Origin of the sequence: Bradyrhizobium sp. 21, assembly GCF_023073335.1 — a bacterium.
GTDB lineage: Bacteria > Pseudomonadota > Alphaproteobacteria > Rhizobiales > Xanthobacteraceae > Bradyrhizobium.
Map to the genome: position 1 here is coordinate 368,136 of NZ_JADPJG010000002.1, position 13,290 is coordinate 381,425.

Here is a 13,290-nt window from a genome sequence, read left to right on the forward strand (position 1 = left end):
TTACCGGGCCCAATCGATCATTTACTCCGCCGCCTCGCTATGCCCGAGCCGGGCATTCAGCTTGCGGATCAGCTCCTCGGCCGCGTCCGCGATCACGGTGCCGGGCGGGAAGATCGCTTCCGCGCCGGCCGCATAGAGCGCATCGTAATCCTGCGGCGGCACCACGCCGCCGACGATGATCATGATGTCGTCGCGGCCCTGCTTTGTCAGCGCGGCTTTCAATTCGGGGACGGCGGTGAGATGGGCGGCGGCGAGCGAGGAGACGCCGAGGATATGGACGTCGTTCTCCACCGCCTGTCGTGCGGCTTCGTCGGCGGTGGCAAACAGCGGCCCGATGTCGACGTCGAAGCCGATGTCGGCGAAGGCGGACGCAATCACCTTCTGGCCGCGGTCATGGCCGTCCTGGCCGATCTTGGCGACCAGGATGCGCGGGCGGCGGCCTTCGGCCTCCTCGAAGGCGTTGATCAGCGCCTGAACCTTCTCGACCCGGTTACCCATGCTTGACGCCTCCCGCTTGTAGACGCCGGTGATGGACTTGATCTCGGCGCGGTGCCGGCCGAACACCTTTTCCATCGCGTCCGAGATTTCGCCGACGGTGGCCTTCGCGCGCGCTGCGTCGATGGCGAGCGCCAACAGATTGCCGTTGCCTTCGCCGGCCGAGCGCGTGATCGCGGCGAGCGCGGCGTCGACGTCCTTCTGGCTGCGCTCGGATTTCAGCCGCGTCAGCTTGTCGATCTGGAGCCGGCGAACGTTGGTGTTGTCGACCTTGAGGATATCGATCGGGGCTTCGTCTGACGGCTTGTACTTGTTGACGCCGATCACCGCCTGCTTGCCGGCATCGATGCGGGCCTGGGTCTTGGCGGAGGCCTCCTCGATTCGCAGTTTTGGCACGCCGGCCTCGATCGCCTTCGCCATGCCGCCGAGCTCCTCGACCTCCTGAATGTGGCTCCAGGCCTTCGCGGCGAGATCGCGGGTCAGACGCTCGACATAATACGAGCCGCCCCAGGGGTCGATGATGCGGGTGGTGCCGCTCTCCTGCTGCAGGAAGAGCTGGGTGTTGCGGGCGATGCGCGCCGAGAAGTCGGTCGGCAAAGCGAGCGCCTCGTCGAGCGCGTTGGTGTGCAGCGACTGGGTGTGGCCTTGCGTGGCCGCCATCGCCTCGACGGTGGTGCGCATCACGTTGTTGAAGACGTCCTGCGCGGTCAGCGACCAGCCCGAGGTCTGGCAATGCGTGCGCAGTGACAGCGAGCGCGGGTCCTTCGGATTGAAGGGCTTCAGCAGCTTCGCCCACAGCAGCCGCGCGGCGCGCAGCTTGGCGACTTCCATGAAGAAGTTCATGCCGATCGCCCAGAAGAACGACAGGCGCGGCGCGAAGCGGTCGACATCCAAGCCGGCGGCAAGGCCGGCGCGCAGATATTCGACGCCGTCGGCCAGCGTATAGGCAAGTTCGAGGTCCTGCGTCGCTCCGGCCTCCTGCATGTGATAGCCGGAGATCGAGATCGAATTGTACTTCGGCATGTTTTGCGAGGTGTACGCAAAAATGTCCGAGATGATCCGCATCGAGGGCGCGGGCGGATAGATATAGGTGTTGCGCACCATGAACTCTTTCAGAATGTCGTTCTGAATGGTGCCCGAGAGTTTTTCCGGCGCCACGCCCTGTTCGCTCGCAGCGGCGACATAGAGCGCGAGGATCGGCAGCACCGCGCCGTTCATGGTCATGGACACGCTCATCTGGTCGAGCGGGATGCCGGCAAACAGCGTGCGCATGTCGTAGATGGAATCGATCGCAACCCCGGCCATGCCGACGTCGCCGCCGACGCGCGGATGATCGCTGTCATAGCCGCGATGGGTGGCGAGATCGAAGGCGACCGACAGGCCCTTCTGTCCGGCAGCCAAGTTGCGGCGGTAGAACGCGTTGGAATCCTCCGCCGTGGAAAAGCCGGCATATTGCCGGACAGTCCAGGGCTGGTTGACATACATGGTCGGGTAGGGGCCGCGCAAATAGGGCGCGATGCCGGGATAGGTGTCGAGGAAATCGAGCCCGGCAAGGTCGGCCTCGCCATAGGCGGGCTTCACCAAAATGCCCTCGGGCGTCAGCCACGGCTCGGCGCTGCCGGTCGGCGCGGCGGTGGTGGCGCGCTCGAAGGCGACATCGGCGAAATTGGGAATGCGGCTCATGGTACCAACATATCATAGGCGCTCAATCGTGATCCGGATGCTGATGGCTGACGATGGTCGCCATCTTCTCCGGTCCGTAATTCTGCTGCGTGGTCTGGCTCGGCAAATTGGAGATGCCGACCACCCAGCCGAGGCGGGATTCGGTTCCGTACTGCCGCGTCGGCACAACGTGGTCGGGGCGGTCGAAGGCGCCGGTCATGATCTCGATCCGGTCGCCGTCGATGCGGCCGAAGCTCAACGGCGTGCCGCACGCCGCGCAATAGCCGCGCTCGGCGATCGTGGAGGAGCGGAAGAACGACGGCTGTCCCTTGGTCCAGGCAAGGTCCGCCTTGTTGATATCGGCGAAGGAGGCGAACGGCGCGCCGCTCGCCTTCTGGCACATCCGGCAATGGCAGATGGAGACTTTGTTGGGTGCTGCCGTCAGCGCAAAGCGGACCGCCCCGCATTGGCAGCCGCCGGCGAGAACGGGTTTGGTTGTCTCCGTCATGGCTGCTCCATCCGTCGATAGGCGTCGTGCAGCGTCGCAAGTGCATCGCCACCGGCGAAGACGAAGCCCGTGACGCCGGCCGCGCGCAGGGCCGCCTCGGCATCAGTCGGACGGCCTGCCAGATAGATATGTCGGCTACCTGCGGTTTGCAGGGCCTTCGCCGTGGGTTCGGCGTGTTCCGCATAGACCTTGTCGCTGGAACAAAGGCAGGCGAGCTCGGCACCGGAGGCCTTGAACGCGGCTACGAGCGTGGCCGGATCGGCAAAGCCCTCGCTGTCGACGGCCTGGATGCCGCCGGCCTCGAAGAAGCTTTTTGCGAAAGTCGCACGCGCGGTGAAATCGGCGGCCGTTCCGAGGTTCGCCAGAAACACTTTCGGCCGCGCGCCGCGCGTCTTCAATGCCGCATCGGATTTGTCGCGCAACGCCTCGAACGGTTCCGCAAGCCGGATCGGCGGCAGCGCATCGAACTTGTATTTTTGCTCGCCGTAAGGTGCGAGCGCAATTGGCGTCGCCGCCAGCACCGCCGTCTCGCGCTCATGCAGGTTCGGAAACTCGCTGGCGCCGGTCAGCACGTCGCGGCGCTTTGCGATGTTGGCGTCGCGCGATTTTCGCGCGGCCGCGACCTTGCTCTGGAACAGGCCCTGCTGAAGCGCGGCAAAGGCGCCGCCGGCCTTCTCGCTCTCCTGGAACAGCGCCCAGGCCGCTTCGCAGAGCTGCGCCGTCAACGTCTCGATGCCGCCTGCGCCAGCGGCGGGATCAGAGACCTTGGCGAGGTTGCTCTCTTCCAGCAGCAGGGCTTGCGTGTTGCGCGCAACGCGCCGCGCGAACGGGTCGGGCAGCCCGAGCGCCAATGTGTGCGGCAGCACGGTAATCGCATTGGCGCCCGCGAGCCCCGCCGCGAACGTCGCGATGGTTGCGCGCAGCATGTTCACGTAAGGGTCGCGCTGCGTCAGCATGCGCCAGGCGGTGTCGGCGGCGATGAACAGCGGTTTTGGCGTGAGCCCGCAGGCCGTCTCGATGCGCGCCCACAGCAACCGCAGCGCGCGGAATTTTGCCATGGTCAAAAACTGGTCGGCATCGGCGGCGAGCCGCGTATAGACCATGCCCTGCGCCTGTTCCAGGGGAACGCCGGCGCCTTCGATCGCGCGCAGGTAAGCGACGCCGCAGGCGAGCACGAAGGCGAGCTCCTGCACCTCGGAGCCACCGGCGTCATGGATCACGCGGCCGTCGGCGGAAGCAAACGGCCCCTTGAAGCCGAGCGCGGCGAGGCCCTTGATGGCGCCGGTGACGGCCGGAACGATCTCGTGCCAAGTATAGGGGCTGTGGCCCCACACCGCGCCGGCCGCGAGCGGGTCGAGCCCGAAGCGGATGTCGCAGGCAGCGGGATCGAGGCCGTTGCTCTTCACATGTTCCGCGACGTGGATCGCCGCCATCCGCGATTGCGGACCGATCTGGAGCTCGAGGCCGATGCCGGCATCGAGATGAATATCCTTCAAGACCTTTGCGACCGCTTCGGCCGAAGGTTCCAGCCCGAAACCGTGAGCGCCACTGCCCCCGGCGAACACCAGTGCAAGCCCCGTCGCGCCATTCTCCAGGTCCGTCAGCGCCTGCGCGTTCGCAAGCGCTGCATCGGGATGGTCGATCCGCTGCATGATCTGCCAGGGCGCCGCCGCCGGCCGTCCCACCACGGGTGCCACGCCCTTGGCGCGCGGATAGAGCGGATCGATCTTGATTCCGTCATAGGTCTTGCCGACCAGCTTCTCGAACGGCGCGCTCTTCAGCACGCCGTCGACCAGCTTGCGCCAGTCGTCGACGGTCGCCTTGGGAAAATCCGCCGCCAGCGGCAGGTCGTCAGTCACGGATGTCATGCGGCGAGGGGCTCCCGAAAATCTTGTTATTCGCAGGCGAAATTGCCACGGCCGGCCGTCTCTGCAAACGGTTGTTTTTGGTTAACCGGTATCCGGAAGCCGCTCAATGCCTTGCGTCGAGACGCTGGCGAGCCCGTCACGCACACGAATGCCTGATATCACGCGGTCAGGCGCGATTTCGGCCAGCGGCACCAGCACGAAGGCGCGCTCGAACAGGTGCGGATGCGGCAAGGTCAGGTCGGGCTTGTGCATCGACACATCGTCATAGGCGATCATGTCGAGATCGAGCGTCCGTGGCCCCCAGCGCCGCTCCTTAGTCCGCGTGCGGCCGAATTTCTGCTCGACCTTCTGCATCACGAACAGCAGCGCGTGCGGATCGAGGTCGGTCTCGATCTCGACGCAGGCGTTGATGAAGGGATCCTGGTCCTCGTCGCCCCAGGGCGGCGTCGCATAGTCTGAGGAGCGCGCGATCAACGCGGCCTGCGCCATGCCGCAGATATGGGCGATCGCCTTTTGGAACGTCGCGCGGACCTCGCCGACATTGCCGCCGAGCGCAATGAGGACGCTCGCCATGTCAGGGGTGCCGCGAGCGCGTCAGCATGATGCCGACGTCGTCGAAGATTGCGGCGATCGGCGCGTGCGGCTTGTGCACGGTGATCTTCACGGCGCGGATGCGCGGGAAGTGCGCCAGGATGGCGTCGGCCACCGCGCCGGCCGCGCGCTCCAGCAGCTTGTAGTTGGTGTTCTTGAACGCCGCGGTCGTGGTCGCCACGACTTCGGCGTAGGATACGGTATCGGCGAGCCGGTCGCTGCGCGAAGGCTCCGACAGGTCGGTATAGAGCTCGAGGTCGATGACGAAACGCTGGCCGACTTCGGTCTCGTGATCCATCACGCCGTGGCGGGCGTGGATCGACAGGCCGGTCACGAAGATCGTATCGGTCATTGCTTGCCTCTTGGCTTGCTCTCTGGCTTGCTCTCGATTGCGTGCGCCACCCGCAGGGCCTGCAAGGTCTCGGCGACGTCATGGGTCCGGATGATCTTCGCGCCGCGCTGGGCGGCAATCAGATGCGCGGCGATCGAGCCGGCGAGTCTTTCTTTCGGCTCAGACGGCGACACCGAGGCGATGAAGCGCTTGCGCGAGGCGCCGACCAGGACCGGCAGGCCGAACAGGTCGAAGTCACGCAGCCGCGCCAGTGCGGTCATGCTCTGCTCGGCGGTCTTGCCGAAGCCGATGCCGGGATCGAGCACGATCTTGTCGCGGGCGATGCCGGCTTGCGCCGCGATCTCCAGCGACCGCTGAAAGAACGCGGTCATGTCCGCGATGATGTCGATGGCGGGATCGACGCTGTCGCGGTTGTGCATGACGATGATTGGGACGCCCTTGGTGGCAAGCAGCGGCGCCATGCCGGCGTCGCGTTGCAGGCCCCAGACGTCGTTGGCGATCGCCGCGCCCTGGTCGAGCGCGAAGGCGACGACCTCCGCCTTCATGCTGTCGATCGATACCGGCACGCCGAGCGCCACGACGCCTGCCAGCACCGGCTTCAGCCGTACCAGCTCGTCGTCGGCCGTGACCGGCCGGGCGCCCTTGTAGGGTCGGGTGGACTCGGCGCCGATATCGATGATGTCGACCCCGGCCTCGATCATCGCCCGCGCCCGCACGAGCGCCTGCTCGGGCGCGATGAATTCGCCGCCGTCGGAGAAGGAATCCGGGGTGACGTTGAGCACGCCCATCACCGCCGGGATCGGCCGCTGCAATAGCGTCCGCAGCACGTCGGGCCCGACTGAACCGGCCGCCGGAACGGATGGAGAGGGCGAGGCATTCATGCGCGTGGCTTTGCGCGGTCGGGGAGGGGGAGTCAAGATGGCAGGGGGCGGTCGTTGCCTGCTCGCTGTCATTGCCCGCCTTGTGCGCATTTGCGCACTGGGGCGGGCAATCCAGTATTCCGAGGCAGTGCCATGATACGGAGAAGCCGCGGCGGTACTGGATACCCCGCTTTCGCGCGGGTATGACACCGAGAGCTAACGCTGCAATCTGTACGCTGAGAGAGATGCCGTCCTAATACGAAATCTTCGGCGCGAGCTTCTTCGCCTTGGCGATGATGTCGCCGACCGACTTTTCCGAGGGCAGGATGCGGAGGAGCTTTTTCTTCTCGTTGGCATCCCGCATGCTCTGGGCGAGCCTTGCCGGATTCCGATAGGCGAGCTCGCGCACGGTGGTGACGCCGGCGGCGCGGACCAGGCCGACCTTGGCCCGGCCCATGCCGGGGATGCGCATGTAGTCGGAGACGTTGGCCCATTCCAGCAGCAGCTGCTCGCTGATGCCGGTCTTGGCGGAGAGCGCCTTGCGGCCCCTCACGGTTGAGGCCGCCTCGAGCAGCGCATCGGTGGTGCGGATACCTTGCGCCTTCAGCTTGTTGGCGGCAAAGGCCGACAGGCCCTCAATCTCGGAAATCGGATATGTCATGATACTCGATATGAAATGCGCAAGCTTCAGGCGAACTGGCTGAGGCCCGGCGTCCCCGCAATGATCTTGCCCATCTGATCCGCTCCGATTTTGTCTCTGCCGAAGCGAAAAAGTTCACGAGCAATGTTCTGAATCTCGGACATGCCAAGTCCCAGGCCCATCAGGCGCGTGCCGACCGCCATCAGGCCGCCGCCCATCAGCCGCGACAGTCCGCCGCCGCTGGTGGATGCATCGATTGCGGCCTCCGCACCGGGGATATGATCGATCAGGGCCTGGACGCTGTCGGAAGGACCCTCGTTGCGGAGGAAGCCCAGGATAATGCCGACGGTCTTTTCAGCCACAGCACTATCTATGCTGGCGTTTGTCGCCAGCCGTCCGATCAGCTCGTCCATATGGCCTGCCCCTCAGCCGGTTCACATGCCGGGTATTGCTCTCGAAAATGATCTTGAGCCGGTGTGATGTGAAATACAAGCGATGAACGTAACCAACGTTCCGATTCATTCTCGAACGCGGGGAAAGTGTTGCAGCGATGCAAGAGCGGCGATGGAATCGGCGAAAAAATGCCGCGGTGCGAATGCGTCGTTCCTACTTTCGGCTGATGTCGCCCGCATGTTTCCGACAATGTCGCATGCTTGGAGCGCGTTGAATGGTTTTAATCGGCGTGCGACATGCGTTAAACTACGGAACTGGTGCATTCGAGTTTCAATACGCGAAACACGGCAGAGAGATCAGAGAGAATAATGGCCGCACAGGACAGCAAGCCCGGCGATACCGACGACAAGATCTTCGTCGGCAAGGGAGACGAGCAGGCATGGCTGACGCTGGCGCTCGCCAATCGCCATGGTCTCGTTACCGGTGCAACCGGAACCGGCAAGACGGTGTCGCTGCAAGTCATGGCGGAAGGATTTGCGCGCGCCGGTGTTCCGGTGTTCGCGTCCGACATCAAGGGTGATCTCTCCGGCATCTCCGAGGTCGGCGTGCCCTTGGATTTCATCGTCAAGCGCGCCACCGAGATGGGACTGACGTTCCAGCCCGACCAGTTTTCGACGGTGTTTTGGGACGTTTTCGGCGAGCAGGGCCATCCGGTGCGGGCGACCGTCACCGAGATGGGGCCGCTTCTGCTCGCGCGCATGCTCGACCTGAACGACGTGCAGGAGGGCGTGCTCAACGTCGCTTTCCGTGTTGCCGACGACGCCGGCCTGACCCTCATCGACATGAAGGATCTGCGCGCGCTGCTCGATGCCATCGTGCCGGATGGCGGCAAGAAGGGCGCGGATGTCGAGGACAGCTCGCTTGCCGACATCAAGAAGGCGGCGCAGGGTTTTGGCAACGTCACCAAGGCCACCGTCGGCACCATCCAGCGCCAGCTCCTGGTGCTTGAGAACCAGGGCGGCACCAAATTCTTCGGCGAGCCGGCGCTGACGCTGAAGGACTTCATGAAGACCGACCGTGACGGCCGCGGCATGGTCAACATCCTCGTTGCCGACAAGCTGCTCCAGAGCCCGCGGCTTTACGCGACATTCCTGCTGTGGATGCTGTCAGAGCTGTTCGAGGAGCTGCCCGAGGCCGGCGACCTGCCCAAGCCGAAGCTGGTGTTCTTCTTCGACGAGGCGCATCTGTTGTTCAATGACGCGCCGAAGGCGCTGATGGACAAGATCGAGCAGGTGGTGCGCCTGATCCGTTCCAAGGGCGTCGGCGTCTACTTCGTGACGCAAAACCCTATCGACGTGCCCGATCGCGTGCTCGGACAATTGGGCAACCGGGTGCAGCACGCGCTGCGCGCCTTCACCCCGCGCGATCAGAAAGCGGTCACTGCTGCGGCCCAGACTTTTCGGCCCAACCCGAAGCTCGATACCGCCAAGGTGATCATGGAGCTCGGCAAGGGCGAAGCGCTGGTGTCCTTTCTCGAAGGCAACGGGACGCCGGCGATGGTCGAGCGGGTGATGATCCGGCCGCCATCGGCCCGGATCGGACCGATCACGCCGGAAGAGCGCAAGGCGATCATGGATGCAAGCCCGGTGAAGGGCAAATACGACACCGCCGTCGATGCAGAGTCCGCCTATGAGATGATCCAGAAGCGCATTGCCGGCACGGCTGCGACTGCCGATCCCGGCGCGGCCGGGGGAGCTGGAGGCGGCATCCTTGGTCAGATCGGCTCGATCGTCGGCACCATCTTCGGCACCAACGTCAAGCGCGGCCGCATGTCGGCGGGCCAGGTCATCGCCCGCGACGTGACCCGATCGGTCACCAACCAGGTGATCGGGGGGATGGCGGCCAATATCGGCAAGTCGGTCGCCGGCCAGCTCGGTGGCTCGATCGGCCGTACGCTGGTCCGCGGCGCGCTCGGCGGGTTGCTGCGGCGGTAGGCAGCAAGCCTTGCTTGAGGCAGTTCGTCCACAAGCCGGCCGGTTGGGCGCGACGGTAAGAATTCGGGTGAAGGGGGCTCTCCAAGCGTCCGTCGGTCTGCTAGGTGCTATGGCCCCTGACTGGACCAAACCGTGACCTCACCTGAATCTTTCGCCGCACCCGGCGCATTCCGAACCCTGTCGCTGCGTGCCCCGCTCGACCTGCTCTTCGTGCTTTGCTGCTTCGTCCTGACCGCCGACGTTCTCGGTCCCGAGATCTTCGGCCACGGTAAGACCAAGGATTACGGGCTGTGGTACTGGGCCGGGCGGCAGGTCTTGCAGGATGGGCCGCTCTATCCCGGCGACATCCGTCAGTATTTCGAGTTCATCTACCCACCGCTGCCGGCGATCCTGCTGGCGATCCCGAGCTGGTTCGGCAAGATCGCGCTCTACACCGTGCTGTCGATCCTGAACGTGATGGCATGGTGGTACACGGGCATGTTCTCAAATGCCATGACTGGATCGGGCCGCAAGGCCGGCCCCTGGCTCGAAGCACTGCCGGCCCTCGCCACCGTGACCTTCGTGTTCGACATGTTCGATCTTGGCCAGCCGAACCTCGTCCTGCTGGCGATGATGCTCTACGGCTTCTGGAGCTTGCAGCATCAGCGCTCCTGGCTCGCAGGCTTCATGTTCGCGCTCGCCACCGCGATCAAGGTGTTTCCCATTGCGGTGCTGCCCTATCTGGTCTGGCGCAGGAAGTGGGGAGCCGTCCTCGCTACGGTCGCGTTCACCGGCATCCTGCTTTATGTCGTGCCGGCGCCAATTCGCGGCTTCGAGCGCAACGCCGCCGAGCTCAAGACCTGGTATCAGGGCATGGTGGGAGCGAGTTCGGAAAAGGGTTTTGGCCAGCGCGACGAGCAGAACTGGTCGTGGGTCAACCAGTCCCTCATTGCGGTGACGCACCGGCTGGTCCGCCCGATCAACTACAATCAGGAGGATCCCAACAAGCCGCCGCGCACGATGAATGTCATCGACGTCGACTACAAGACGGCGAACTGGATTGTACTCGCGGTCTCGGCACTGCTCGGGCTCGGCTTCCTCGCGGTGATGCCCCCGCAGGCGCGGCGAACAGCGCGCTCGGATGCGGAGGAGCTCGGCATCCTGTTCTGCCTGATGACGGTGGCATCGCCTCTGGCGCGGCAATACTACTTCATGTGGTTGTTCTTCCCGATGACGGTGCTGATGCATCGTGCCGCCTTCGACGAGCGGGCCAACGTACGCCTGGGAACCTGGCTCGCGCTTGGCGCCGCCGGAATCCTCATGCTGCTGGCGCTGCCATGGTTTCCCAATGTCCTCCAGGCCTGGGGCAATAACCTCGCGGCCACGGCGGTCCTCGCCGGTAGCCTCGCCTGGCACATCCGGCATCCGCCGGTTGCGGCTGGCTCCGACGCCGCGGCAGGGCTACAACCGCAGCCATCTTGAGACTCGAAAAGCAGGGAATACGACCATGGCCAATGCGCAGCTTCAATCCGTGCTCGACCACATCGACAAGGATTTCGACAACAGCCTGGAGCGCCTGTTCTCGCTGTTGCGGATCAAGTCGATCTCCGCCGATCCGGCCTTTGCGAAAGACTGCAAGGCGGCGGCCGAGCATCTTGCCAAGGACATCGCAAGCCTCGGCGTGGCCACCGAAGTGAGGCCGACCGCCGGTCATCCCGCCATCGTCGGCAAGACCGGGGCGGGCGGACGGCCGCATGTGATCTTTTACGGCCATTACGATGTGCAGCCGGTCGATCCGCTCGATCTGTGGCACCGTCCGCCGTTCGAGCCTGTCGTCACCGACCATGCCGACGGCCGCAAGATCATCGTCGCGCGCGGCGCCGAGGACGACAAGGGCCAGGTCATGACCTTCGTCGAGGCCTGCCGCGCCTGGAAGAAGGTGACGGGATCGCTGCCGATCGACGTCACCTTCCTAATCGAAGGCGAGGAGGAGGTCGGCTCGAAGAACTTCGTCCCCTTCATCGAGGCCAACAAGGACGAGTTCAAGGCCGACTACGTGCTGGTGTGCGACACCGGCATGTGGGACCGCAACACGCCGGCGATCACGACCTCGCTGCGCGGACTGCTCTATGAAGAGCTGAAGATCACCGCCGCCAATCGCGATCTGCATTCCGGCGTGTTCGGCGGCAGCGCGATGAACCCGATCCGGGTGCTGACGAAAATTCTCGGCGGCCTGTTCGACGACGACAACCGCATCACCATCCCGGGCTTCTATGATGGAGTGAGGGATCTGCCGCCGGATATCCTCGAGCAGTGGAAGAAGCTCAATCTCACGCCAGAGATGTTCCTCAAGCCGATCGGGCTGTCGATCCCGGCCGGCGAGAAGGGGCGGCTCCTGATCGAGCAGGCGTCCTCGCGTCCCACCTGCGACGTCAACGGCATCTGGGGCGGCTATATCGGCGAGGGCTCCAAGACGGTGATCCCGTCGCACGCCTCGGCAAAAGTCTCGTTCCGCCTGGTCGAGGGCCAGGATCCCCAAACGATCCGCAAGGCTTTTCGCGATTACGTGTCGGCGCGCCTTCCGGGCGATTGCAAGGTCGAGTTCGGCGACCATTCCGCTGCGCCCGCGGTCGCGCTCGACTGGAACATGAAGCCGCTCGCCGCCGCCAGCAAGGCGCTGACGGAGGAATGGGGCAAGGAGACGGTGCTGATGGGCTCGGGCGCCTCGATCCCGATCGTCGCCGACTTCAAGCGCACGCTGGGGCTCGACTCGCTGCTCGTCGGCTTCGGCCTCGACGACGACAACATCCACTCGCCGAACGAGAAATACGATCTCCGCAGCTTCCAGAAGGGCATCCGCTCCTGGGCAAGGATCCTGGCCGCGTTGGCAGAGGTGAAGTAAGGGCACTCGGTCCTCGTCATTGCGAGCACGGTGCGTAGGGTGGGTTAGCCGAAGGCGTAACCCACCATGCCTCCGCGAGTGCGGGACGAAGTTGGTGGGTTACGCTTCGCTAACCCACCCTACGACACCTGCGCCCTCACGAATAAAAACGCCGCCCGGAATTGGGCGGCGTTTCATTCCAAAAGGCGTAGAGGTTGGTTGGCGACTACCCTACACCAAATCCGGAAAATCTCAAGACCGGTAGCCCGGCAGCTCGCGGTCCAGCTTGCGGAGCAGCGGCGGCCACACCAGCTTGGTGGCGCGCAGCTCGGCGCGGTCGCGGTTGGCGAGCAGCTCGGTGTTCTTGTCGATCGCGACGTCGTCGACCGGATAGACCGGCGTGCCGAGCGCGCGGGTGCGCACCTGCATCGAGCAGGCGCGCTCGAGGTGATACATGCGCTCGAAGGCGGAGGCGACCGAGCGGCCGACCGTCAGCGTGCCGTGGTTGCGCAACAGCATGTGGTTGTGGTCGCCGAGGTCCTTCTGGAGCCGCGGCCGCTCGTCGTGGTCGAGCGCGATGCCTTCATAATCGTGATAGGCGAGGTCGTGGGTGACGAGCTGCGCGGTCTGGTTCAGCGGCAGCAGGCCTTCGGCGCTGCTCGACACCGCGGTGCCGTCGAGGGTGTGGAGATGCAGCACGCAGTTCGCGTCCTCGCGCACCTCGTGGATCGCCGAATGGATGGTGAAGCCGGCCGGGTTGATGCTGTACTCGCTCTCGGAGAGCTGGTTGCCGTGCAGATCGACCTTGACCAGGCTCGACGCCGTGATCTCGTCGAACATCAGTCCGTAAGGATTGATCAGGAAGTGATGCTCGGGGCCGGGCACGCGCGCGGAGATGTGGGTGTCGACCAGGTCGTCCCAGCCGTAGAGCGAGACGAGGCGATAGCAGGCGGCGAGATTGACCCGTTGCTGCCATTCCGCCTCCGTCATGTTCGACGGCACTTCCTTCAGGCGCGCTTCCGCTGGCGACATGGCACATCTCTCCGAACATCATTGTTGCGGGGAGG

General features: G+C 64.7%; 12 protein-coding genes. 3 read left to right on the top strand and 9 right to left on the bottom strand.

The genetic code is table 11. The features are described 5' to 3' along the window. Positions 1-21 precede the first annotated feature (21 nt). The 8 genes from scpA to IVB31_RS01660 all read right to left on the bottom strand — a co-directional run bounded on the left by scpA (position 22) and on the right by IVB31_RS01660 (position 7,389). Entirely contained in the window at positions 22-2,178 is a 2,157-nt protein-coding gene (gene scpA / locus IVB31_RS01625) for a methylmalonyl-CoA mutase (RefSeq protein WP_247317754.1), read from the bottom strand. Positions 2,179-2,200: 22 nt separating this feature from the next. Then, positions 2,201-2,665 (bottom strand): GFA family protein, encoded by a 465-nt coding sequence (locus IVB31_RS01630; protein WP_247317756.1) that lies wholly within the window; start codon positions 2,663-2,665, stop codon positions 2,201-2,203. Further along, on the bottom strand, positions 2,662-4,533 hold the full coding sequence (locus IVB31_RS01635) for a methylmalonyl-CoA mutase family protein (protein ID WP_247317758.1): 1,872 nt from the start codon (positions 4,531-4,533) through the stop codon (positions 2,662-2,664). Before IVB31_RS01635 ends, IVB31_RS01630 begins: the two co-directional genes overlap by 4 nt. 81 nt (positions 4,534-4,614) lie before the next feature. Then, positions 4,615-5,106, bottom strand: coding sequence for a 2-amino-4-hydroxy-6-hydroxymethyldihydropteridine diphosphokinase (gene folK, locus IVB31_RS01640; protein ID WP_247317760.1), 492 nt, complete (start codon positions 5,104-5,106; stop codon positions 4,615-4,617). Between the two features lies 1 nt (position 5,107). After that, the gene (folB, locus tag IVB31_RS01645; RefSeq protein WP_247317762.1) at positions 5,108-5,476 is read right to left on the bottom strand and encodes a dihydroneopterin aldolase; all 369 of its coding nucleotides are present in this window, start codon (positions 5,474-5,476) and stop codon (positions 5,108-5,110) included. Continuing rightward, positions 5,473-6,357, bottom strand: coding sequence for a dihydropteroate synthase (gene folP / locus IVB31_RS01650; protein WP_247317764.1), 885 nt, complete (start codon positions 6,355-6,357; stop codon positions 5,473-5,475). Before folP ends, folB begins: the two co-directional genes overlap by 4 nt. 232 nt (positions 6,358-6,589) lie before the next feature. Continuing rightward, positions 6,590-6,997 carry a DUF4332 domain-containing protein gene (locus tag IVB31_RS01655; RefSeq protein ID WP_247317766.1) on the bottom strand — a complete coding sequence of 136 codons (408 nt, stop codon included), beginning with the start codon at positions 6,995-6,997 and terminating at the stop codon, positions 6,590-6,592. Between the two features lie 26 nt (positions 6,998-7,023). Then, positions 7,024-7,389: a DUF2267 domain-containing protein gene (locus IVB31_RS01660; protein WP_247317768.1), complete on the bottom strand. Its 366-nt coding sequence runs from the start codon at positions 7,387-7,389 to the stop codon at positions 7,024-7,026. A 348-nt stretch (positions 7,390-7,737) separates the two neighbouring features. Between IVB31_RS01660 and IVB31_RS01665 the strand changes: the two genes are divergently transcribed. The 3 genes from IVB31_RS01665 (at position 7,738) to IVB31_RS01675 (ending at position 12,244) form a co-directional block, all read left to right on the top strand. After that, positions 7,738-9,363, top strand: a complete 1,626-nt coding sequence (locus tag IVB31_RS01665; protein ID WP_247317769.1) for a helicase HerA-like domain-containing protein — start codon at positions 7,738-7,740, stop codon at positions 9,361-9,363. A 132-nt stretch (positions 9,364-9,495) separates the two neighbouring features. Beyond that, positions 9,496-10,824: a glycosyltransferase family 87 protein gene (locus tag IVB31_RS01670; RefSeq protein WP_247317770.1), complete on the top strand. Its 1,329-nt coding sequence runs from the start codon at positions 9,496-9,498 to the stop codon at positions 10,822-10,824. Positions 10,825-10,849: 25 nt separating this feature from the next. Then, entirely contained in the window at positions 10,850-12,244 is a 1,395-nt protein-coding gene (locus tag IVB31_RS01675; RefSeq protein WP_247317773.1) for a M20/M25/M40 family metallo-hydrolase, read from the top strand. Positions 12,245-12,475: 231 nt separating this feature from the next. Here the strand turns inward: IVB31_RS01675 and IVB31_RS01680 are convergent, their stop codons facing one another. After that, the gene (locus IVB31_RS01680) at positions 12,476-13,255 is read right to left on the bottom strand and encodes a class II aldolase/adducin family protein (RefSeq protein ID WP_247317776.1); all 780 of its coding nucleotides are present in this window, start codon (positions 13,253-13,255) and stop codon (positions 12,476-12,478) included. Between the last annotated feature and the right edge of the window lie 35 nt (positions 13,256-13,290).

Coding starts and splice junctions, on each gene's coding strand:
- scpA (WP_247317754.1), bottom strand. CDS start 2,178: ATGAGCCGCATTCCCAATTTCGCCGATGTCGCCTTCGAGCGCGCCACC.
- IVB31_RS01630 (WP_247317756.1), bottom strand. CDS start 2,665: ATGACGGAGACAACCAAACCCGTTCTCGCCGGCGGCTGCCAATGCGGG.
- IVB31_RS01635 (WP_247317758.1), bottom strand. CDS start 4,533: ATGACATCCGTGACTGACGACCTGCCGCTGGCGGCGGATTTTCCCAAG.
- folK (WP_247317760.1), bottom strand. CDS start 5,106: ATGGCGAGCGTCCTCATTGCGCTCGGCGGCAATGTCGGCGAGGTCCGC.
- folB (WP_247317762.1), bottom strand. CDS start 5,476: ATGACCGATACGATCTTCGTGACCGGCCTGTCGATCCACGCCCGCCAC.
- folP (WP_247317764.1), bottom strand. CDS start 6,357: ATGAATGCCTCGCCCTCTCCATCCGTTCCGGCGGCCGGTTCAGTCGGG.
- IVB31_RS01655 (WP_247317766.1), bottom strand. CDS start 6,997: ATGACATATCCGATTTCCGAGATTGAGGGCCTGTCGGCCTTTGCCGCC.
- IVB31_RS01660 (WP_247317768.1), bottom strand. CDS start 7,389: ATGGACGAGCTGATCGGACGGCTGGCGACAAACGCCAGCATAGATAGT.
- IVB31_RS01665 (WP_247317769.1), top strand. CDS start 7,738: ATGGCCGCACAGGACAGCAAGCCCGGCGATACCGACGACAAGATCTTC.
- IVB31_RS01675 (WP_247317773.1), top strand. CDS start 10,850: ATGGCCAATGCGCAGCTTCAATCCGTGCTCGACCACATCGACAAGGAT.
- IVB31_RS01680 (WP_247317776.1), bottom strand. CDS start 13,255: ATGTCGCCAGCGGAAGCGCGCCTGAAGGAAGTGCCGTCGAACATGACG.